Consider the following 21,292-nt stretch of genomic DNA (forward strand, 5'->3'; position numbering starts at 1 on the left):
TCTGCGTGAGGACTCGCGTTCGATTTACTCGATAATGGACTCCGTTAATGTATGCGGGGTGGCTGAGGCCGTTATAGTGGCGCGCAGCATGTAGTGGCGCACCAGCAGGATCGATAGGATGGCAATACCAGTGATCATGCAGGCTGCCCAGCCCAGTCCTGAGTAACCAATACCCTGAACAATGGAACCTCCCAGAGCTGGACCAATACAGGAACCGACCATCAGCATCGCGGGCGTTGCAGCAACCGCGCGGCCGCTGATGTCGAGCTGCGCGAGCAGACCGAACAGAAAAACATGAGTGAAGATAGCCATGGCGACGAACAGGCTGGCCGCAACCGCGTAGGGCAGATAATGTCTTGAGTTGAAAATGATCATGGCGAGGATCGCTTGTCCGAGTGGCCCGGCTACGCCCACGATGATTGGCGAGAGTCTTTTTTGCAGTAGTGCTGCGAGCCCGCCGGGAAACAGATTTACAAAACCGAGTGCAATCAGTGCCGCATTGACGCCGGCGATGCCAAACCCGTGATCAGCGCCAACGCGCTCGACGAAGCTGAAGACCATCGCCTGATTGAGCTGCATGCACATGACGACACCAATGATGAACCATGCAGCAGGCGGGATCTTTACCTGGGAGTATTTTCTGTCTGACAGGCTTCGGGGTCTGTCATCCGCCACGTGGGGGAAGCCGATCACCATCATAACGCTGGCGATGAACATTCCTGCGGCAATGATCTTGAACAACATCGTTGGGCTCACCTGCTGGATAGCCTGTGGTACCAGCGAAAGGAAGGCCAGTGCAAATATGCCGAGGGCAAAGTGGGCAGTACCGAACAAACGGTGCGGGTTGGCACTACGTCCCATGGCACCGTGCGCAAACGATAACGCACAGCCAACCCCAAGTCCGCCAAGGCCATGGAAAAGCACGATTAGCTGGGGGGGACTGTTCTCTAAAGGCTGCTGTCCAATCAGGAAAAAAGCGAGTGCACCGACACCATAACCGCCTGCTGCGGCAAGCCGCTTCGGTAATCTGTTGAACCGGGGGGCAACAAGCAGACTTGCGAGGAGTGCACCGAAAAGGAATATTGTAACTGTCAGGCCCGCTTGCTCGGGGCTGTAGTGGTAGTACTGGATTAACGCTCCGATCCAGAGTGGCAGGGCCACCATATCAATCAGTCCGGCGACGTGAGCGGTTACCAGAACGGTCTTGCCGCTGATGCTATCAGGTGTGCACATTGCTATATCTCCTTACGCCGTCAATCTGGCGTCTTGCGTGGTGACGACTCTCCTTTTCGGCCCGCGCATTTCTTGTTGAAGTCGTGTCGATTGTTTCGGTATTTTCCGATTTCCGTAATTTTCGACCGCATATTTATATAATTGCAATGTATGCGCCAGAAAGTGATATGAGCCCGTTAATATTGTGATAATTAATTTCAACCTATTGTTATATAAGGATAAAATAGTTTAATTATCTGTTTATGATATTTTTGATTGAAGATGCTTTTCTTTGAAATGTTCGGATATGATAAATTTTTATGGACTTAGTCTTTTGGCTTTATTACGATTTCAGTAATTTTCTCTGGAGTCATTGTAATGTCATCCTCCGAACGCATATCCTTAGCCGACATTTCCCGCCTTAATGAAGAAACCCAAACGTGGCGGTGGGACGGATCAATCGAAAACGATGCGGTTTCCCCGACTCTCGGAGAGCTGTCTGAGTTCATCCAATTCTCGCCAGGGGACGGGCGGATCTGGCTGGATGACCGGCGTGTCGTGCTGATGCAGAGCGATGCACTGGGGATGATGCGTCAGCAGTTGATCGATAAAGTGGGTCTGGATGATGCGAGGGGACTGTTGACGCGTACCGGTTACATTTCCGGCGTTCGCGATGCCGAACTGGTTATGGCTCGCTGGGCAGATCAGGGGCCTATGTCTACCTATCTGGCCGGAGTGCGGCTTCATGCTCTCGAAGGGATGGTTAAAGTCGAGCCGCTCCATCTGGAGTTCGATGCCGCCATGGGCACCTACAGTGGTGAGTTTATCTGGCATAACTCAGTGGAGGTCGAAGCCCACATCGCTCACTGCGGCATGGGGTCTGAACCGGCCTGCTGGACGCAGCTTGGCTACGCCATGGGGTATGTATCAACCACGCTGGGGCGGTTAGTCATCTTTCGGGAAGTTGAGTGTCGCGCAGCAGGGGGACAGGCTTGCCGTATTATTGGTAAACCGGCCGAAGAGTGGCCGAACGTCGAGGAAGACCTGCATTACATCAATGGTGAGGATTTTCTGAGTACCAGTGCTTTCAACCCGTCTTCGGCCCGCGATATCGCCGAACTCCCTGAAGTAACCGACAATCTGGCTGCGGAAGACGAAAAACATATGGTGGGGATTTCGGCAGCATTCAATGCCTGCTGTCATCAACTAAAGCGTGTTGCGCCAACCCGGGCGACCGCACTATTTTCCGGCGAATCCGGAGTCGGAAAAGAGTTATTTGCGCAAATGCTCCATGAGATCAGTCCGCGCAAAGATAAGCCTTTCGTTTCGGTCAACTGCGCCGCAATTCCGGATACTCTCGTGGAAGCAGAGTTGTTCGGCGTGGAGCAGGGCGCTTATACCGGGGCAATTGCTTCCCGTCCGGGACGCTTCGAACGCGCAGACGGAGGCACCCTGTTTCTCGATGAAATTGGAACACTGAGTCTGGTTTCCCAGGGGAAGTTGTTGCGCGCCTTGCAGGAAGGGGTGATTGAGCGGGTCGGCGGAACACGGGAGATCAGAGTGGATGTCCGGGTTGTGGCCGCAACCAATGTCGAACTTGAAGAGGAAGTACGTCAGGGACGTTTCCGGGAAGATCTGTTTTTCCGTCTCAACGTATTTCCGGTTCGCTTGCCGCCGTTGCGTGATCGGCGGGAAGATATTCCGCTGTTGCTCAGCTACTTCCTGCAGCGCTACAGTCAACAGCATGGGCGCCATATCACCGGCTTCACGGCCCGGGCGGTGCGAGCCTTGCTCAACTACGACTATCCGGGCAATATCCGCGAATTGCAGAATCTGGTCGAGCGAGGCGTTATTTCCGCCGACGATGATAATGCGATTGATCTGCGCCACCTGTTTCGGTTTGAACAGATGCCCAGTGAGTTTGTGTATTCAGTCGGGATCGCCGGAGGGCTGGCGAAAGAGGATGCTAACGAGGCTCTTACGGCAAGTGAGGCTATCGAAGGGGGGTTATTGGATCGTTTCCTGGCCCTGTCTCAATCTGAGTCACTTTCGTTGGAGAGCCTGGAGTTGCGCCTGATACAGGAAGCTGTGGAACGGTGTCGTGGCAACCTGGCCGCTGCTGCACGGATGATGGGACTGTCGCGCGCGCAACTGGCTTACCGCCTGAGCAAGGCCTGATGCGCTGCCGGTAGAGGGCTTTCTCAAACGCCCGGCAAGGAAGGGGCCTCCTTGCCGGATTTTAACACAGGGTCAGATCAGCTTCGACAGAAAGGTGGTTTCCTTTGACGTTGAGATACCATTGCCGGTGAAGACAAACGCCAGTTTTGCATTTATCTCATCAACATTACTACCGCAGATGCGGTAGGGTAACCAGGCTGAGTTATTATCACTGAGCTTAATGATTTCAGGCCCGTTGAGGGTAAACTGCGGGTTTCCTGACAGGGAAACCTTGATCAGTTCCTGATCGCTGGCAAACCCCTCTACCTTGACACGGTAATTATTGCAGACAGTGTTCTGATCCAACTGGGTAAACAGGACTGTGCGATCACGGCGAACCTCAACCAGTAACCCTTTAGTATCGGTAAAACCGTAGATAACCGCTGAGATGGCGCACAGTGTTACCGCTGCATAGCCCGCCAGTCTTGGGCGCAGGAAGGGGGATTGTTTGCCTTCCAGTTGCCGTTCGGAGGCGAAACGTATCAAGCCTCCTGGGCGGTTAATTCTATCCATGACCGTGTCACAGGCATCGATGCAGGCAGCACAGTCGATACAGGCAGCCTGCAGGCCGTTACGAATATCGATGCCCGTGGGACAGACCTGTACGCAGATGCCACAATCAACACAGTCACCGCTGTTTTTATCGGCGCTGTTTTTATTGGAATGACGACGGTTGGCGCGGGGCTCACCCCGTTTGGCGTCGTAGCTGACGGTGAGTGTATTTTCATCAAACATGACACTCTGAAAGCGTGAGTAGGGACACGCGTGAAGACAGATTTTCTCTCTCACGAGTCCCGCGTTGGCATAGGTGAGTCCCTCCATAATTGCCAACCATCCGACCACCGTTGCGGACATTTCAAGATTAACAGCATCCGCCACTATCTCCCGGATAGGGACAAAATATCCGGTGAAGGTCGCTGCGGTAAGAACGGCGAGCAAAATCCACAGAAGATGTTTGATTACCCGGCGTAACAGACGTGTGCCCCGCAGTGGCAGGTGATCAGATTTAGATCGCTCACTGGCGCGACCTTCGGCCAGCTGTTCGATACGAATAAACAGCCAGGTCCAGATACTTTGCGGGCAGGCAAAGCCGCACCAGACGCGTCCCCAGGCCACCGCCATAAAAAACAGCAGCGCTGCTCCGGCAATCATCAATCCGGCCATTAAGGGCAGATCGTGCCAGGACAGGGCGCTGCCAAAGAGGGTGATACGGCGCTGTTCGAAGGAGAAAAACAGAAACGGCTGACCATCAACCTGAACCCAGACGAGCCCGAAAAACAGCGCGATCATTGGCCAGGAGGTCAGACGTCTGAGGTTTTGAAAACGCCCCTCTGTAAGTCGGACGTGAAATTTACCATCGGTTGCAAAGGGTGGGGTGGGGTCTTGTATAACAGGAATTTTTTGCATGGCGGCAATCTTCTGAAAAATTTTGATTGCACTAGCTTAAGGTTGTCGCTTAAATGGGTACAGGTATAAAAAAAATATAGTTAATAGGTACAGTTGGGCGGTAATGCACGATGGCATCAGACTATCTCTATCAACAGCTTGAAAACTGGTTATTAACCGGTATCGGGGAGCAGCGTTGGCTGATGGGGGATCGGTTACCCTCTATCCGGGAACTGTGCAAACAGCATTCGTTGTCTAAAGCGACTGTCCAGCACGCGTTGCAAAGGCTTGAGGCGCAGGGCTTGCTGGAGGCCAGACCTAAAGCCGGCTACTTCGTTGCATTGCATGCTAAAACTGTCAAAGAGCCGATCAGTCGTTCAGATATCAAGGCACCTAGGCCGGTCACGGTGAGCGAGCTATTGCTGGATATTATGCGTCGTAGTGCGGCATTTGATCTGCTGCCGGACCTGCATGCTGGTGAGCTGCCCGCAGGCATTGTCACCCTCAACCGGTCTGTCGCCAGAGCGCTGCGGCGGCAACGGGGCGATGATTACCAGTATTACGATATTCCCGCCGGGGATGTCGGGTTGCGCGAGCAGCTATCCCTGCATCTGTTACGCCGGGGCTGGCAGGTTGATATCGATGAGCTGTGTATTACCTCCGGCTGTCAGCATGCCCTGTTTCTGGCGCTGATGGCGACCTGTGAAAAGGGGGATGTTGTTGCCGTTGAATCACCGGGTTTTTACGGTGTACTTCAACTGCTTGAGCAACTGGGGCTGCAGGTTGTTGAGGTGCCCACATCAATCTCTACGGGGATGGATATTGAGGCGCTGGAAGAGGTGTTGAAACGCTGGAAAGTGAAAGCCTGTGTTGTGTCGCCTGCCTTCTCTACCCCGGGGGGGGCGCTGATGCCGAAAGATGCCCGCCTGACATTATTAACGCTGGCAGAACAACATGATCTCGCCATTATTGAAGATGATATCTATGCCGATACCGCTTTGGGGATGGTGCCAGACCCTTTGAAAGCGTTAGATGAAGACAACCGGGTGATCCTCTGTAGCTCATTTTCAAAATCGTTATCCCGGGATCTGCGGCTGGGCTGGATATCAGGAGCACGATGGCACGAACGGATTATCAAGCTGAAACTGGTTACCCAGCTGAGTAGTAGTCGCTATCTGCAACAGGGGGTTGCTGAGTTTATGGCGGAGGGTAGTTTGGGCGCCCATCTTCGCCGCCAGCGCCATGAGTTGCGTGAACGACGTGACCGGCTGATTGCGCACCTGCGGGCCTGGCCCGGGGATTTGAGAATAAGTCTGCCTCAGGGGGGCTTAGCGGTGTGGGTTGAACTACCTGACGGGGTGGACACATTGCAGGCTTACCCCGAAGCGCTTGACCGTGGGGTGGTCATTACCCCCGGGCCGTTGTTCTCGGTATCCGGGCAGTTCCGCAACTGTATGCGCCTCAGTTTTTCCCATCCATGGGATAAGCGCCGGGTTGAAGCGCTGAATATTTTGTCCGGCGTGTTGGGGTTATGACTTTACTGTTCCGATAAAACCTGAGCCTGAATCTACGCGCTATACTGGTTGCCAGAACTATTGTTAGCATTTTGACCGTCATCACTTAAACTGAATGCAATCGCTTGGTTTTAACTGCTTGCATCTGATTCACAAACCGCTTTCTGTTTCTGACAGAGTATGAGGGTTTACTGTGTTGGAAGCATAAAAGGGATCTGTTATGTCACAGGCAGACACGCCATCCCCAGAGAATCAAACCGGAAAACAGACTCTCATCTGGGGGCTGGTGCTGGCTGGGTTACTGATTGCGGGTTATCTGTTCCAGTATTTTATGGAAGATATCAGGCTGGCTAAGATCAGTCATAGTGCAGATATTGAAACGGTTATCCATGACCTGAGTATTCAGGCTCAGGATTATCTTTTACTCACTGAGAGATTTCAGTCAATCAACGATATCTGGGGGATCACTGCGATCATCCTGGCAGCCGCGGGGTCTGCTGCGGTCCTTTTGCGGGCTCCACAACTGATCATTGTTCTGATCGCCGCAACCGTAGGCATCGGTTATGGCGCTATTCAGCTATATACGCCAGAGGCTGTTGTTGCGGGTGTAAAGCTGGCACAGAGCCGGGTGGCCTGTCTTACACCCATCGCGCAGTCGTTACAGCCGGTGATGCTGGTTGCTGATTCCCGTATAGATGATGCGCGGGACCATATCGATAAACTGATAACAGATATGGATGAGAAGAGTATCGGGTTAGCTTCGTATCGCAAACGTGTTTTGGTGCAACAAGCAGTCAATGAGGAACAGCAGCAAGCCGCATTGAAGGCCCTCGATCAGGTTCTGGCTATTCCATTGAGGGATCACTCTGATGCTGTTGATGACCTGCGGGAGAGCCAGCAACAACTGTCTGAGATCAGGCATGAACTCGGGCCCGGGAAATCAACCACCAGGGTCCTGAGTAGGATCAGTCAACAGTTAAATCTGTTACAAACAGCGATTACTGACCTGTCAAATCCGCAGGCTTTACTTAACGGTATTGAGATGAAGGTGAATCGTTATCTTCAGCAGCAAGACCGCACGGAGCTTGTGTTGCTTGAGGGGGACCGGGTGATGGCGCGGTTGTCTGAAATCAGTAGCCCGCTGCCGGGATTATTGCAGCGCCTGCATCACTGGAAAACAGCCAGGAACAGTGTAGCAAAGGAGATAAGGTCGGCTGTGACCACAACCGATAGTGAGTTACGCCGGTTAGTGGGGGATTCCGGGATTACCCTGACGAAAGTACAAAAAGTAGCGCAACGGGTTGCGACGATTACCATTGAGCCTGAAACCGCCCAAACTTTGCTTTCTTCCAGTCGTTTGACAACAGAACCTCAACTAAGCTTAGGCTCTTTAGAGCAGAAGTCTCAGTACTCAACCGAGCAGCTCATCCAGAGAGCCAGCCGACAGCTTCTGATTGCACAGCAAAAACTGGACCGGTATCAGCAACAGCTGGCTGCTGTCAGACAGGTATATGACAAGATTGAAACGGTGGAAACGGTCCATTTGCCGATAATTGAAACGGCCCGACAACGGATTGAAAAAGCCACAAACTACTTTCAGGACTCGATTGCGTCAGCAAAGCTGTTGCTAAAACAGAGTGCAGCATCGCTTCAACAGATTTATGGCATTGACGGTATGATCAATTTTGATCAGACCTCTCGGAAGATCAGATTGTGTATGAACTCCAGTTCACTCAATCTGAATGCAGAATAGTTATTGTGGATAATAAAGCCCCCGGTTTTTTTTCCGGGGGCTGGGGAGTGTTTCATCAGACCGATTATTGCTGATTGGCAGCCTGATACTTATCGATCAGGGCATTGGCTTTATCCAACAGTCTCTGAGAATCATAGCCATCGTCCTTCATCTGTTTCAGCCAGTCTTCGGTTACGAAGGCCAGTTTCTCTTTCCAGGCGGTAATTTCAGATTCGGGTAGCTGATACAGTTCGTTACCCTGATCGATCGCGGCCTGGCGGCCGGTTCTTTCGTAGGTATCGAATGCTTCACCAATAAAACCCGCCAGCTCAACGCCGGAGTTATCATCGATCACTTTTTGCAGATCGGGCGGCAGGCTGTCATAGGCTTTTTTATTCATACTGAAAATAAAGTTATTCGCATAGAGACCGCGTTTTCCCGGTATCTCCGTATGATGTTTAACCAACTGGTGTATCTTCAGTGGTTTGACCACTTCGAAAGGCAGCACCGCCACATCGATAACTCCCTTCGACAGTGCGCTGGGCATCTGCGGTACGGGCATGAAGACTGTATTGGCGCCCAGCCCTTCAAATGCAGCCGCCATGGTTTTATTGGGCGCACGGACTTTCATTCCATCGAGGTCTGCAACGGTATGGATCGCTTTATCCCGCGAGTGCAGGGAGCCGGGGGAGTGCACATGCATTGCCAGCAGGTGCACATCTTTGAACTCGTCAGCCATCTCCTGTTCGGCATACTCCTGAATCGCCATGCTCACCGATTTTGCATCGGCCGCCATGAAGGGGAGTTCAAACACAGTTGATTTAGGAAAGCGGCCGGGTGTGTATCCGGTGACTGTCCAGCTGATATCAACGATACCTTTACGTACCTGGTCAAACAGTTGTGGTGGTTTGCCACCCAGTTGCATCGATGGGTAGATATCAATCTTTATCCGCCCATCGGATTCCTTCATCACTTTATCTGCCCAGGGCACGAGAAAATTCGTATGTGCGTTTGATGGAGGCGGCAGCATATGGTGCAGCTTAAAGGTGAACTCGGGTTCAGCTGCGCTGGCGTTGGCAGCCCCGAGTAATAGTACACAGGCAGCGATAGAACGTTTTATGGTTGTTTTTAGTTTCATGTAGGTACCTTAAAAGGTTATTTATTGTTATTGGATTCAGCACAGTGTTTTATTTAATAGTTTTCTACTAGTCAGTAGCCGGGTGTTTATATATCCAGCACTAAACGGGTACTTTTCGCGCGGGAACAGCAGGGCGCGAACTCTTCGTTTCTGGCGTGTTCCTCCGGGGACATATAGACATCACGGTGGTCCGGTTCGCCGGATAGCAGGCGGGTGGAGCATGTACCGCACACCCCCTCTTCACAGGCAAAGGGAATATCGATATCCAGATCAAGCATGACGTCCAGCGCACTTTTATCTGCCGGGATCTGAATTACTTCGCCACTACTGGCAATCTGAATTTCAAATGCACTATCGGCTTCGCCTGAGCTGGCTGCCGCGGCAAAATATTCCCGGTGTAACCGGGTTTCATCCCAGCCTTGTGCGGCTGCAGTTTGTAACACTGCGTCCATAAAAGGGTTTGGGCCACAGGTGTAGAGGTGAGTGCCTTGATCCGGGTCGGCAAGCAGTGCCTGCATATCCAGACGGCCCTCTGTCTGGCTGAAGTGGAATCTTACCCGGTCAGCAAATTCAGAGGTGTTAATGCGCTCAACAAAAGCGGCCTGCGCCGGGGATTTGGCGCAATAGTGCAGGGAAAAGCTGGCATCGGTGTGAGCCAGGCGTTCGGCCATACAGAGCAATGGCGTGATACCGATACCCCCAGCGATCAGCAGGTGATGGCTTGCACTGTGCTCCAGTGGAAACAGATTGCGCGGCTCACTGATGGTTAAACGGTCCCCCACATTGACTGACTCATGCAGACAGATCGAGCCGCCCCGTGAATCGGGATCCTTGAGGACACCAATTTCATAGCAGTGGTGGTCATGGGGTGGATTGCACAGCGAATATTGTCGCACCAGCCCATTGGGCAGGTGCAGATCAATATGTGCTCCGGCACTAAAAGCCGGCAGTGCTGAATTATCGGTGCGCGCCAGGCGAAACAGATAAATATCAGCTGTTTCCTGCACCTTGGCGGTGACTTCGACTTCAAACATAGCGTTCTCTCCGGGTCTTCATCGGGTCGTCAGTTAAACGTTTGTCAGGCTAATGAAGACTCCGCGGCCTCAGGGTTTTCCTCTTTCAGAAGCTTGTCGATAATACGTCGGGCATGAACGCCACCGGCATCGATATCCAGCTTAAGCAGTCGCAATTCGGGATTGGCCAGCAGGTTTTTCTGCTGTAGTTCCAGCATCTCCAGATCTTCAGCAAAAATGCCTCCCTGACCTTCGCGAATTGCGTCGGTCAGTGCTGCATCATCGGCTTTAAAGTTGCGAGCCATCCCCCAGAAATACCAGTGGCTGGTTTCTGTTTCAGGGGTGATGAAGTCGACAACGACACTGTTTACCCGCTTATCTGCCGGAGCTTCCCGGCCACCGTTACCGGCCAGTGCGACACCTACGTCGATCAGTACATGGCTTGGGGGGGTAAAGCGACAGATCTGCCAGCGATCTACCGGCTGGTCATCGGGCAAACCTTTGGTCCGCAGGTTTCCCTGCCAGAAGGGGGGCGCAATCACATTGTCCATAAAGCGGCTGGTGGTGACCTCATTACCCACTTTCTCTGTTTTAACCGGTGCTTCATCGATCTCTTTCTGACCGATGCTGGTGGAATGAACGTAGGTTTCGTGGGTCAGATCCATCAGGTTATCGATCATCAGTTTGTAATCGCACTGGATATGATACAACCCACCGCCGTAGGCCCAGTCATCACTGACTGCCCACTCCAGATGGGGGATAGCATCACTGCTGGCTTTATCGGCATCGCCTGTCCACACCCAGATAAACCCATAACGTTCTTCGACCGGATAACTCTTCATGCAGGGAAAACCACCCACCCGCTGCTTGGGCATCGAAAGGGTTTTACCGTCCCTGCCAACTTTCAAACCATGATAACCACACACCAGGCCGCCGCCTTCGGTATAGCCAAGGGAGAGTGGTGCACCACGGTGAGGGCAGAAGTCTTTCACCGCCGCGACTTTGCCATCGCCATCTCTGAAAAAAGCGATCTGTTCGCCACAGATTGTACGGCCGAGGGGTTTTTCTGCGATTTCATCAGGGGTACAGGCTACATACCAGCAGTTTTTAGGAAACATAGAAAGGACTCCGAAATAGTTCTATTTGTTTTTATGGATACAATAATAGGCAAAATAAGGGTGTATATGCAATAAAAATGTATTTTTGGATACAAAAAATAAATTTCAGTGGGTCGTGGTTGTAGATTTTCTCTGCTTAGCAAAGCGTGAATAGTGATGGGGGAGGCTGAAAAGTCTGACAAAAACAGAGCGTTATGAGGGCAGATGGCTAAAGCTGTGGATTAAGGTAACCCTGAGCCATTTGGGAAGGGGCTGTTAACCTGTTTTTGTAAAGGGGAGGCTATTCAGACGTGCTTAGCCAGAGCAACTGATTCCGAAAGGCTATTTATCGGAAATGTCATCCAGGAAGAGCGAAAACAGTTCTGACTTGGAGTTGATTTCCAGCTTGCTGTAGAGGTTTTTGCAGTGAACTTTAGCGGTACCGTGGGCGATACCCAGCAGCTCTGCAATGGCGATTAAGGAGTAGCCCCGGATAATCAGTATCGCTATCTCGCTTTCCCGTTCGGTTAACAGGCCGCCGCCGAAGTTTCTGAACACATTGGATATCTGCTCATGAATGATAGCGCTGGCGTGCTGCGAGGTTTCCTGGGTGTTTTCGATGTTCTGCCAGTGCTTCCTGTAGGCGGAGATAACCAGCGGAGATATAGCCTGTAGCCGCTGTCGTGTGGCGGTTGTCGCCGGGGTTTCGATAACGGTGAGTGATATCTGTATCTGTGAGTCGTTGTCCAGATTTATGATAAAAGCGGCTTCTTCATAACCCCGGTTACAGTAATGCTCGGTGTAGTAAGTACTCTCGAAAAAGTCATCCGGGGCGATCTCTTTGATAAAGTGTAAACCGGTTGAAAGCCCCGTTTTAAAGGCATTATAGAACGGATCAATCATATAGAAGCCGTTCAGGTACTCATCCATTATTTTGTCGGTTAACAGGGTTGAATCAGGGGCTACCAGAATCGTAGGACGGCTGTTTTTATGAAAGTGAATGACGAATACCGATTCACAGGGTGTGGCAGAGTTAATCAGACTGAGCAAAGCTTGATTAAACGCATCAGCACCACTCGTATCGATTAGTTTAGAGGCAAGCAGGTATACATTTTCTGAAGAATCGTCCACTCATACTTCCTTTGGGATTCTGGCCTGATGGTGCTTAATAGATGTTGTTCAATAGTATATCGGTTGGTGAGTTTTTGTCGAATGGCAATTTGGGCGCGAAGGGAAGGGCACGAAACAGGTCAGCAAGCCTGCTGCAGGCTTGCTGATGCAGCCATCAGTGGATCAGTATGATGGGGCCCGGTAGACCTCTTTGCCGCCTAACAGGGTTAATAGCACCTTAGTCTTTTCAATTTCGTACGGGGAGATGGTATAGAGATCCTGATTGAGGATGATCAGGTCAGCAAACTTACCGACCGTTAAACTACCGGTGGTTTTCTCTCTCCAGGCTGCCCGTGCTGCATTGATGGTATAGCCTTTGATCGCGGTATCGATATCGATGCGGTAGTGAGGGTTGTGTGCCGGTGAGCTTTCACTGGCGCCGGAAACCTGCCGGGTCAGTGCTGTCTGCATGATAGCAAAGGGATCAAAGGTGCTCACGCCCCAGTCACTACTGAGTGCACAGACCATGCCCTGGCGTACCAGCTCACCAATCGGGAAAATCTGCCGGCAGCGTTCTTCACCCAGCATCTCCAGGGCGATCTTATCGTTGTCCGGGTCCGGTTGTGCCCACAGTGGCTGGACGTTGCCATAAACCCCCAGTTGTTTGAAGCGGGGGAAGTCTGATCCGGTGACCAACTGTATGTGTGCCAGCTGGTGGCGGCTATCCCATGCACCATTCATCTGCCGGGCGTACTCAATACCATTCAGTGCTGCGTTAACCGCGCCGTCACCGATGGTGTGAACATGCAGCTGGAATTTCTCTTTATCAAAGGCGGTAAAGAACTCATTGATTTGTGGCTGATCAAACATCAGTGGTGCGGTTGTGCCGGTATCACTACGGGGTTCCAGCAGTGTAGCTGTGCCACTTTCAAGCACTCCGTCGAGGAAGAACTTGGCTGAGTGGAGAGACACCATATCATCGGCATAGATCTCCCGCAGCGAGAGAAGTTCCTGCAGTTGCTCTGCCAGTGGCAGGTGCGCAAAGATTTTTGAGGTGGCCGCCACCCGCAGTGTCAAATGACCCTGCTGGTTCAGTGCCTGATAGTTTTCCATCGTTTTGCGAGGGGCCACGGCATCCAGAATGCCGGTGATACCGTGCTGGTTGAACACTTTGCAGTAGTGCTGCATCGCCTCGAAATAATCCTCGTCACTGAACGATGGTGAGAACCGGTTCATTGCCCAGATGGCATCCTCATAGATATACCCCTTGGGGGAGCCATCGGCACAGCGGGCATAGCTGCCGCTGGCAGGCTCCGGGCTTGCAGCGGTAACGCCGGCAACACGAAACGCTTCGCTGTTCGCCCAGCCGCTGTGGTAATCAAACGAGAAAATCAGTGCGGGGCGCCCATCGGTCACCGCATCCAGTCGCTCTTTGGTGAGATTGTTTTCGTTAAATATAGAGGGATTAAAGCCGATCCCTTTAATCCACTCTTTATGCTGATTTTCCCGGCAGAATCGCTCAATCTCACTGAGCAGATCGTCCATGGTTTTCATCTCATGCAGGGGGACATAGTGGAAGAAGTCGGCGCTGGTGGCCTGAAAATGTATGTGGGTATCCTGAAAGCCGGGCAGCACCAGTTGCCCCTGAGCATCAATCATCTGAGTGTTCTTGTCAGCCAGCGCTTTAATTTCCGTGTTGCTGCCTACCGCGATGATCTGATCACCATAGATTGCCAACGCTTCGGCTGTTTCATTTATATCATCCATTGTATGGATGTTACCGTTGACGATTATCTTGTCTGCTATGTATGACATTAAGTAGATCCATGTTTAGAGATGTGGACAAAAGGTATAGCTGAGGCCGTCAGATAATAAGTTTCTGACTCTTTATTATGTTTTTAATTTTCATTCGAAAAATATCTCATACATCTGTCAGATTAACGTAATTATGATTGTCAGGAATACCACGTTAGGTATAGATGATGACGGTTGATATAAATACTTATCGACGTAGATGACACTTTTTTTTCAACTAATGAAATAGGGGTATACCGGAGAAAAAGAATCTCTGAAATGATGGTTGCATACTAAAAAAAGTAAATGTGAGGGTGACATGAAGAATATTAAATCAATTGCAGCTATCGGCTTAAGTCTTTTGTCGGTGTCTGGTCTGGTTCGTGCAGATCTGGGTGCCAATGTGTCAGTGTTGAGTGAATGGCGTAACCGTGGCGTTTCTATGACCAATGAGTCGCTCGCTATTCAGGGTGGTATTGACTGGTACAACCAGAGTGGCCTGTTTGCCAGCGTCTGGGCCAGTAACGTTGACTTCTTTCCTACCGGGCACCCTTTTGATGATGGTGCAACCGTTGAGCTTGATCTGCTGGCGGGGTATGCCGGTGCGATCAACGAAGATATCTCCTATGATGCAATATTATTCTACTACCAGTATCCGAATGATAATGTTGATCAGGACTTCGCTGAGTTGAAGTTGGGCCTTAATTACAATGGTTTCCGCCTAGGTTATGAGCATGCACCTGACTACATTAACTCAGGCAAGGCATATCAGTATCTTTACCTGAACTATCAGACCGATATCGCTGAAGGTGTGGGGCTTGAACTGCATGTCGGCTCTTCGTTTGGTGAGGTGTTTGATGATCCGACCACGCTGATGCTGGATAAATATAGGGATTATTCGGTGGGTGTCACCAAGAGCTTCAGTGGTGTTGATCTGAAACTGGCCTATGTGAACACGGATATATCCAGTACCTATGCGGTTGATAGTGGTCACATGGCGAACCAGGACGCCGTGGTGTTTTCCGTCTCTAAATCGTTTTAATGCGATAGTTTTATCAGGGCTGTTGTATAATCCCCTTCATACGGTAGCCACTGATAACTTTTTGAGTATTAATTGCTCTTAAAAGATAAATAAAAATATAAGTTTCAGAGGATGTTATGCGAATAAATAAAAAGATTCTATCGCTATGCCTGCTGACCGCTTCATGTTCAGTCAGTGCTGCTCAGGTTAATGTTTATAACTGGTTTGGTTATATACCGGAAGATTCTCTCCAGGTTTTCAGAGATACGTCGAAAACTGAACTGAATTATGATGTTTATGAAAGTAATGAAATACTTGAAACTAAACTGCTGTCTGGTGGCTCGCGTTATGACCTGGTAGTGCCTTCGGCAAACTTTATGGAACGTCAGGTAAAGACGGGTATTTATCAGAAAATTGATAAATCAAAAATACCTAATTACAACAAGATTGATCCGGTTATTTTAAAGAAAGTCGAAACCTATGATCCGGGTAATCAATACAGCGTTCCCTATGCCTGGGGCAGTATCGGCGTGGGTTACAACGTGAAAATGGTTAAGGAGCGTTTAGGCGAAATCCCAGAGAATACTTTTGATTTGGTATTCAAACCTGAAGTGGCAGCCAAACTGAAGGATTGTGGTATAGCGCTGCTTGATTCGCCGGCTGAAGCGATGGCGATGGCGTTGCACTATCTGGGACTGGATCCTAACTCTGAAGATAAAGGCGACCTGAAGAAAGCTGAGGCGATGGTACGGGCTGCCAGAGGCAATTATAAATATTTCCACAATGGTTCCTACCGCGATGATCTGGCCAATGGCGATATCTGTGTGGCGCTGGGTTACAACGGCATCATCCTGGCGGGCAATGCGATCGCCAAGTCGATCGACCCTGACCGTGAGATCGCTTACTCAATCCCTAATATCGGTTCCCTGATCTGGTTTGATGTGATGGCGATTCCGGCTGATGCCCCTAACCCTGAGGGTGCCCATGAGTTCATCAATTTTATCCTGGAGCCTGAGATCGGTTCATCTATCTCAAACATGGTGAAATATGCGGTGCCTAACCTCGGGGCAGATAAGTATGTTGAGCCGGAAACCTTTAACAACCCGGGTATCTATCCATCGGATGAGGTGAAAGAAACTCTGTTTGCGCTGCAAGCACATAGTCAGAAGTTTGACCGTATCCTCAACCGGGCCTGGACCAATATCAAGACTAATCGTTAATCAGGGCGGCCCTGAGATCTATCGGTAGTGCCAGGGCCTGCGCTGCTCCTTCCTGATATTAAGTTTTATTGCGGCAACATTTGCCAGTGACTTGTTCACTGGCTTTTTTTATGTCTGATTATCTTTTTGATCCGTGATTTGCCGCAGCGGCTAATCAGTAGAAACAGGCCCGGGCATCAGCGGCAGATCAATATGAAAGTGTGCGCCGGTATCGCTAGGAAGGCTTTCTATATGGCCCTGCAACAACTGACTCACCAGGTTGTAAACGATATGCATACCCAGACCGCTGCAGCCCTGGTTTCGCCTGGTGGTCATAAAGGGTTCAAACAGTTTGGTGTGCCAGCCATCAGTTATGCCCACACCGTTGTCCCGGTATTCGATAGAGATCCGTTTACCATCGGACTTGATTTCAATCGCTATTTTGCCGCCGGCCTGGTTGTCAAAACCATGCAGCAATGAGTTGAGTATCAGGTTGGTAAAGATCTGATAAAAACCGCCCGGGTAACTGTTTAACATCAGTTGATCAGGCCCCAGTACTGTTATTTCCGGATTGCACTGTTTCAGCTTAGGTTTCAGTGAGCGCTGTATCTCGTCAAGGTACTGGATCAGGTCGAATGCCCGGCGCTGCTCACTCGCCTGGTCAACGGAGACCTGTTTAAAAGCACTGATCAGCTGGGCTGCACGCTCAAGGTTTTCACAGATCAACTGGCTGGTTTCAACCGCTGTGCCGGCCAGCGAATTATCCGGGTGCTGCTGTTGGTAAAGGTTAGCCTGATCCGCCAGAAAAGAAGCGGCGGTATAGCCGATCCCGATCGGCGTATTAATCTCATGGGCGACGCCGGCAACTAAGCTCCCCAATGCTGCCAGTTTTTTCGATTCAACCAGCTGTTGCTGGGTTTCCTGCAGTTTGAGCAGGGTGGCGCGCAGCTCTTCGTTGCTCTGTTCCAGCGCCTGGGTCCGCTCAGATACCCGCTGTTCCAACTCGGCGTTTAAGCGTGCCAGTGAACGCTCGGCATCTTCCCGTTTACCCATATCGATCAGCATCGATTGACGCATGTGGTTCATTGAGTTGACCACCTGACTGAGCTCATCCTCTTTTGCCTGGGGCTTTCGCTTCAGAATCAGGGGGGTGTCCAGCTGGTCGAGCCTGAGCCGTCGGGCATAGTCGGCCATGGTGCTGAGGTGGCGGGTCACCAGTTGATTGAACAGGGTGAGGATAAAGATCGATACGAGAAAGGTTTTGATCCCCTGAGAGGCGAGAATCAGCAGGACCTTATCCGCCAGACGCCGATAGACCTCATCCAGACTGACGATCAGGGTCAACTGGCCGACATTAACCGGGGCATTGGTTTTATCGCTGTAGTTCAGCTCGAAATGACGCTCTACGGTGGCACCGATACGGGGTTTGCTGCCAGCGGTATAGATATTGCCAAACTGAGAGCGGATCTCCAGGTAGCGAATATCCGGCAATTGAAGCAGACCATCCAGCTGCACCTGAATCTGGGTTGGGCTGATCTCCCACAAACTGTTAGCCAGACTGTTTAGCGAGCTGGCTTCAATCTGCTGTAACCGTTCATCGATAGCTGATCGTTCATAGCGATAATCCAGCCACAGCTGAGTACCGGTGGCGATCAGAGTAATCGCTGAACTATAGAGAAGAATTGAGGTGAGTAACCTGACCCCGATGGGCTTCTGGGTACAGAGTTCATTAAAGCGTTGTAACAGATGCATTTTCTTGAGCTTTTCAGGCCAGGGGATCTCTATGATAGCGCCATCAGAGAAAGAGGAAAGATTTTATCGACCAGCTTGTCTGGTTTTGATACCGACAGGCGTCAATGGCTGATGCCATTGACGCTGATATGTTAGTCGATTATGGACAGTCATTTATCAGTTTTAATCATCATCCCTCTTCTCACGCCGCTTATAATCGTATCCTTCCACGCCGCCCGATCTCATTAGATACTTGGCCTCATCCTCGTCTCCGCTGCGGTGACATTTAACGCAGTTTTCATAGTCGCGGATACCCTCTTCAAGATGCTCCTCACGAATCTTTGATCTTGAGTGTTCGTGACAGCCATAACAGGTGTAATCTGTGTAGTCGTTATTAACATGGCAGGTTTCGCACTCTGTTTCGTGGTGGCGGTCGAAACGGAAATATTCCTCATGATCAAAAGTAGCAGGGGTCCAGGCATCCTGAGAATGACACTGACCACAGTTGCCTTTGATCTTCCGGTGCAGGTCATCCGTTGGGCTGGTATGACAGCTGTCACACTCGTTCTGCAGTGAAGCCTCAAGCAGATTGTGGGAGAACTGACTGATGGGCCGGAAAGCCTGCCCCCCATTATGGTCGCTGTGACAGCTGACACAGTCCTCTTCAATCAGCTGCTGGTGAAAGGCAACGTTCTTTTTCTCAGAGGCAATGGGAACACCTTTCGTGGTGACTTTGCCAATCTCTTCGACTTTGTGACAGGCGATACACTGGCTGGCGGGGCTGCCAATAAAGGGGGTGTGGCAGGCAAAGCAATCGTCCGCCAGCTCAGCATGGGAGTCAATCAGTTTACCCGGGCTGATCATATGCTGGGGGACAAATAGCGTTAGCAAAACCAGAGCTAACAGATTAATGACGATAATGACGAGGATCGATTTATTGTTCATTTCCACTCCCAGAACAGAAGAATACTGAGAATATGAGTGAGGCCAAGCACGGTAAACACCAGCGTGATGGGCAGGTGTACCGCGCGCCATTTTTTCATCAGGTCGAAGGTGGTGGCATCCCAGAACAGTTTCTTCTCTATCGCCTCTTCAGACAGGCCTTGTTGTAGATAGAGATCTTTCTTTACTGCCAGGAACTGGCGCGAACGATTCAGCAGATACTTGCCGGTCATGCCGCTGATAACGTTTACCAGCATCGCCGCCAGCGCCAGCCAGGGTAACACGGTATACACATGGATGCCGGCATGTACCAGAATCATCAAAGAGCCTGACCAGCCCAGGGTTTCATGCAGAATGAGCAGGGTTTTAGGTTTGCCAAAGCTGATCATCTTGCGTTTGCGCATGGAGTAGAGGAATGACAGCAGAATCAGTAAAACACCGGGTATCCCCAGCCAGCGGCCAACCCATACAAGGTCGAAAAAGTGCAGCAGAGCATCCGCGATGGCGGTGCCCAGAATCAGTGCGCCGAACATCTGCAGAAAGGGGATAACTTCTCTGCGTATGAGTGATCGTTCCATAATTATTCTCTCAAGCTTCCAGTGTGAGATCACATCTGGGTGTTGATATACAGAGTAAACAGTGCCCCGGTTCGACATCCGCATCAGGCTGTTGAGTGTATTCCACTTCGCCTGATTTCACCTTTGTCTGACACGTGCCACAACTGCCTGCATGGCAACCTGACATAACATCAATATTGTTCGTTTCGGCAAATTCCAGCAGAGAAGCTGCACCCACGTCCCATACAATGCTTTTGCCGGATTCGCTGAAGGTTACTGTGATCGGTTCTGCTGAAGCAGAGGGTTGGGGCTGTTCATGTTTGATGAGTGAAGCAGGGCCAAAGGATTCATAGTAAATATCACCACTATCCACTCCCCATTCTTGCAACCCCGGCACCAGACTTTCCATCATGGGTTTAGGACCGCAGACATAAAACTGGTAGCGCATCAGCTTTAAGGTGTCACGCAACAGATGAAGAGTCACCCGGCCTTTATGCTGATAATCGATTCCCTCGATATCACTTTCCAGTGGCGCGCTGTAGCAGATATATAGGTGAAAGTTGTGGTGATTATCCGCGAAGGTTTGCAGATGCTCTTTCATGATCTGATCAGCACCATTGCAGACACCATAATACAGCCAGATCTCTCGATCAGTTCCGTTCTCTAATAAGGTGTTAAGCATACTTAACATGGGGGTAATACCGATGCCGCCGCCAATCAATACGATGGGGAGTGGTTCAGCTTCCATCAGATGAAAATGACCGCCAGGCGCTCTGACCTGAAGAGTGTCACCTTCGCGTACCTGATCATGTAGAAAGCTGGAGGCCAGACCTGCAGGTATCTCTGGCAGACCGACAGGTGCCTGAGCGCGTTTGACAGAGATTCGGTAGTAGTCAGATCTGGGCGCATCAGAGAGGGAGTAGCAGCGCACCACGGACTTCGTCTGATCTGTATCGCTGATGGCGAGTTTGAAGGTTAAAAACTGCCCGGGTATGAAGGGTGGCAATGGTTGCCCATCGGTCGGTGCCAGATAGAAGGAGCAAACTGAGTGCTGCGAGTCTTCTGGCACCCGGCGTTGTACGATGAATTCCCGAAACCCCTTCCAGGCAGCTTCGGCAGGGTGATACGATTCTTCGTCAGTCGTAGATCGGGTTATCGTTGATACGGCTGTTGTTGACGTGGCTTTTGTTGATGTGTTTTGTGCAGGCTCTGCTTCATCGACCGGGTTATCCAGTTTTTTATAGTGACCTTTGCTGTGGAAATAGAGCAACAATGCGCCGACAGCAACCTGCAACAAAATTACAGTCAATATAATTAATGCCAGAATACCAGTGGTCATTGTCATTATTCCCAATATTCATTTTCATGTAATACAAAAACAGTTTTTTTGAGAATGACTAACTGCTTTTTGTATTATTTTTCTATGTGACAGTAAATTTTTGAAATTAATTTTCTTGGTTTACAGATGTTATGGTTTACGGGTCTGACAAGAAAAAATATTTAAAGTCAGTAAGATAGATAACCTAAGAGCTATTTTAGCACAGACCTGTAAGCACTGTGGTGGTTGTCCCCGGAGCGAAATTAGATCCAGATCAAAAACTTGTCATCCAGTTGACTAAAAAGGTGTGA

16 protein-coding genes are annotated in these 21,292 nt (G+C 50.5%); 5 read left to right on the forward strand and 11 right to left on the reverse strand.

The genetic code is table 11. The features are described from left to right. Window positions 1-24: 24 nt before the first annotated feature. A complete protein-coding gene (locus JW499_RS03075; RefSeq protein WP_205209207.1) occupies window positions 25-1,233 on the reverse strand; it encodes an MFS transporter in 1,209 nt (402 codons plus the stop codon). A gap of 357 nt (window positions 1,234-1,590) precedes the next feature. On the opposite strand from JW499_RS03075, the gene JW499_RS03080 reads away from it, so the two are divergent. After that, window positions 1,591-3,390 (forward strand): sigma 54-interacting transcriptional regulator, encoded by a 1,800-nt coding sequence (locus JW499_RS03080; protein ID WP_205209208.1) that lies wholly within the window; start codon window positions 1,591-1,593, stop codon window positions 3,388-3,390. A gap of 72 nt (window positions 3,391-3,462) precedes the next feature. Here JW499_RS03080 and ccoG read toward each other — a convergent pair whose 3' ends face one another. After that, the gene (ccoG, locus tag JW499_RS03085) at window positions 3,463-4,836 is read right to left on the reverse strand and encodes a cytochrome c oxidase accessory protein CcoG (protein WP_205209209.1); all 1,374 of its coding nucleotides are present in this window, start codon (window positions 4,834-4,836) and stop codon (window positions 3,463-3,465) included. Window positions 4,837-4,946: 110 nt separating this feature from the next. On the opposite strand from ccoG, the gene JW499_RS03090 reads away from it, so the two are divergent. Beyond that, a complete protein-coding gene (locus JW499_RS03090) occupies window positions 4,947-6,350 on the forward strand; it encodes an aminotransferase-like domain-containing protein (RefSeq protein ID WP_205209210.1) in 1,404 nt (467 codons plus the stop codon). Between the two features lie 199 nt (window positions 6,351-6,549). Continuing rightward, window positions 6,550-8,082, forward strand: coding sequence for a sbcc family protein (locus tag JW499_RS03095; protein WP_205209211.1), 1,533 nt, complete (start codon window positions 6,550-6,552; stop codon window positions 8,080-8,082). Between the two features lie 64 nt (window positions 8,083-8,146). On the opposite strand, the gene JW499_RS03100 is transcribed toward JW499_RS03095, so the two are convergent. The 5 genes from JW499_RS03100 to JW499_RS03120 all read right to left on the reverse strand — a co-directional run bounded on the left by JW499_RS03100 (window position 8,147) and on the right by JW499_RS03120 (window position 14,234). Beyond that, on the reverse strand, window positions 8,147-9,199 hold the full coding sequence (locus JW499_RS03100; protein WP_205209212.1) for a TRAP transporter substrate-binding protein: 1,053 nt from the start codon (window positions 9,197-9,199) through the stop codon (window positions 8,147-8,149). An 86-nt stretch (window positions 9,200-9,285) separates the two neighbouring features. Then, on the reverse strand, window positions 9,286-10,233 hold the full coding sequence (locus JW499_RS03105; protein WP_205209213.1) for a PDR/VanB family oxidoreductase: 948 nt from the start codon (window positions 10,231-10,233) through the stop codon (window positions 9,286-9,288). 44 nt (window positions 10,234-10,277) lie between these two features. Further along, window positions 10,278-11,330, reverse strand: coding sequence for an aromatic ring-hydroxylating oxygenase subunit alpha (locus JW499_RS03110; protein ID WP_205209214.1), 1,053 nt, complete (start codon window positions 11,328-11,330; stop codon window positions 10,278-10,280). Window positions 11,331-11,651: 321 nt separating this feature from the next. Continuing rightward, complete coding sequence (locus JW499_RS03115) at window positions 11,652-12,440, reverse strand: helix-turn-helix transcriptional regulator (RefSeq protein ID WP_205209215.1); 789 nt, start codon at window positions 12,438-12,440, stop codon at window positions 11,652-11,654. Between the two features lie 162 nt (window positions 12,441-12,602). Next, entirely contained in the window at window positions 12,603-14,234 is a 1,632-nt protein-coding gene (locus tag JW499_RS03120; RefSeq protein WP_205209216.1) for an amidohydrolase, read from the reverse strand. 298 nt (window positions 14,235-14,532) lie between these two features. Between JW499_RS03120 and JW499_RS03125 the strand changes: the two genes are divergently transcribed. Together JW499_RS03125 and JW499_RS03130 are read left to right on the forward strand one after the other, a co-directional pair. After that, window positions 14,533-15,255: a TorF family putative porin gene (locus tag JW499_RS03125; RefSeq protein ID WP_205209217.1), complete on the forward strand. Its 723-nt coding sequence runs from the start codon at window positions 14,533-14,535 to the stop codon at window positions 15,253-15,255. 116 nt (window positions 15,256-15,371) lie between these two features. Then, window positions 15,372-16,454: a polyamine ABC transporter substrate-binding protein gene (locus JW499_RS03130; RefSeq protein ID WP_205209218.1), complete on the forward strand. Its 1,083-nt coding sequence runs from the start codon at window positions 15,372-15,374 to the stop codon at window positions 16,452-16,454. Between the two features lie 150 nt (window positions 16,455-16,604). Here JW499_RS03130 and JW499_RS03135 read toward each other — a convergent pair whose 3' ends face one another. From JW499_RS03135 to JW499_RS03150, 4 genes are all read right to left on the reverse strand, one after another. Beyond that, a complete protein-coding gene (locus JW499_RS03135; protein ID WP_205209219.1) occupies window positions 16,605-18,185 on the reverse strand; it encodes a sensor histidine kinase in 1,581 nt (526 codons plus the stop codon). Window positions 18,186-18,347: 162 nt separating this feature from the next. Then, on the reverse strand, window positions 18,348-19,109 hold the full coding sequence (locus tag JW499_RS03140; RefSeq protein ID WP_205209220.1) for a cytochrome c3 family protein: 762 nt from the start codon (window positions 19,107-19,109) through the stop codon (window positions 18,348-18,350). After that, window positions 19,106-19,684 carry a hypothetical protein gene (locus JW499_RS03145; RefSeq protein ID WP_205209221.1) on the reverse strand — a complete coding sequence of 193 codons (579 nt, stop codon included), beginning with the start codon at window positions 19,682-19,684 and terminating at the stop codon, window positions 19,106-19,108. Before JW499_RS03145 ends, JW499_RS03140 begins: the two co-directional genes overlap by 4 nt. A gap of 10 nt (window positions 19,685-19,694) precedes the next feature. Continuing rightward, on the reverse strand, window positions 19,695-21,008 hold the full coding sequence (locus JW499_RS03150; protein WP_205209222.1) for a 2Fe-2S iron-sulfur cluster-binding protein: 1,314 nt from the start codon (window positions 21,006-21,008) through the stop codon (window positions 19,695-19,697). Window positions 21,009-21,292: the final 284 nt, after the last annotated feature.

Source organism: Amphritea pacifica (assembly GCF_016924145.1).
In the GTDB taxonomy this organism is placed as follows: Bacteria; Pseudomonadota; Gammaproteobacteria; order Pseudomonadales; family Balneatricaceae; genus Amphritea; species Amphritea pacifica.

Bases quoted from the DNA above. Each gene is read 5' to 3' on its own strand.
- JW499_RS03075 (WP_205209207.1), bottom strand. From the start codon at position 1,233: ATGTGCACACCTGATAGCATCAGCGGCAAGACCGTTCTGGTAACCGCT.
- JW499_RS03080 (WP_205209208.1), top strand. From the start codon at position 1,591: ATGTCATCCTCCGAACGCATATCCTTAGCCGACATTTCCCGCCTTAAT.
- ccoG (WP_205209209.1), bottom strand. From the start codon at position 4,836: ATGCAAAAAATTCCTGTTATACAAGACCCCACCCCACCCTTTGCAACC.
- JW499_RS03090 (WP_205209210.1), top strand. From the start codon at position 4,947: ATGGCATCAGACTATCTCTATCAACAGCTTGAAAACTGGTTATTAACC.
- JW499_RS03095 (WP_205209211.1), top strand. From the start codon at position 6,550: ATGTCACAGGCAGACACGCCATCCCCAGAGAATCAAACCGGAAAACAG.
- JW499_RS03100 (WP_205209212.1), bottom strand. From the start codon at position 9,199: ATGAAACTAAAAACAACCATAAAACGTTCTATCGCTGCCTGTGTACTA.
- JW499_RS03105 (WP_205209213.1), bottom strand. From the start codon at position 10,233: ATGTTTGAAGTCGAAGTCACCGCCAAGGTGCAGGAAACAGCTGATATT.
- JW499_RS03110 (WP_205209214.1), bottom strand. From the start codon at position 11,330: ATGTTTCCTAAAAACTGCTGGTATGTAGCCTGTACCCCTGATGAAATC.
- JW499_RS03120 (WP_205209216.1), bottom strand. From the start codon at position 14,234: ATGTCATACATAGCAGACAAGATAATCGTCAACGGTAACATCCATACA.
- JW499_RS03125 (WP_205209217.1), top strand. From the start codon at position 14,533: ATGAAGAATATTAAATCAATTGCAGCTATCGGCTTAAGTCTTTTGTCG.
- JW499_RS03130 (WP_205209218.1), top strand. From the start codon at position 15,372: ATGCGAATAAATAAAAAGATTCTATCGCTATGCCTGCTGACCGCTTCA.
- JW499_RS03135 (WP_205209219.1), bottom strand. From the start codon at position 18,185: ATGCATCTGTTACAACGCTTTAATGAACTCTGTACCCAGAAGCCCATC.
- JW499_RS03140 (WP_205209220.1), bottom strand. From the start codon at position 19,109: ATGAACAATAAATCGATCCTCGTCATTATCGTCATTAATCTGTTAGCT.
- JW499_RS03145 (WP_205209221.1), bottom strand. From the start codon at position 19,684: ATGGAACGATCACTCATACGCAGAGAAGTTATCCCCTTTCTGCAGATG.
- JW499_RS03150 (WP_205209222.1), bottom strand. From the start codon at position 21,008: ATGACAATGACCACTGGTATTCTGGCATTAATTATATTGACTGTAATT.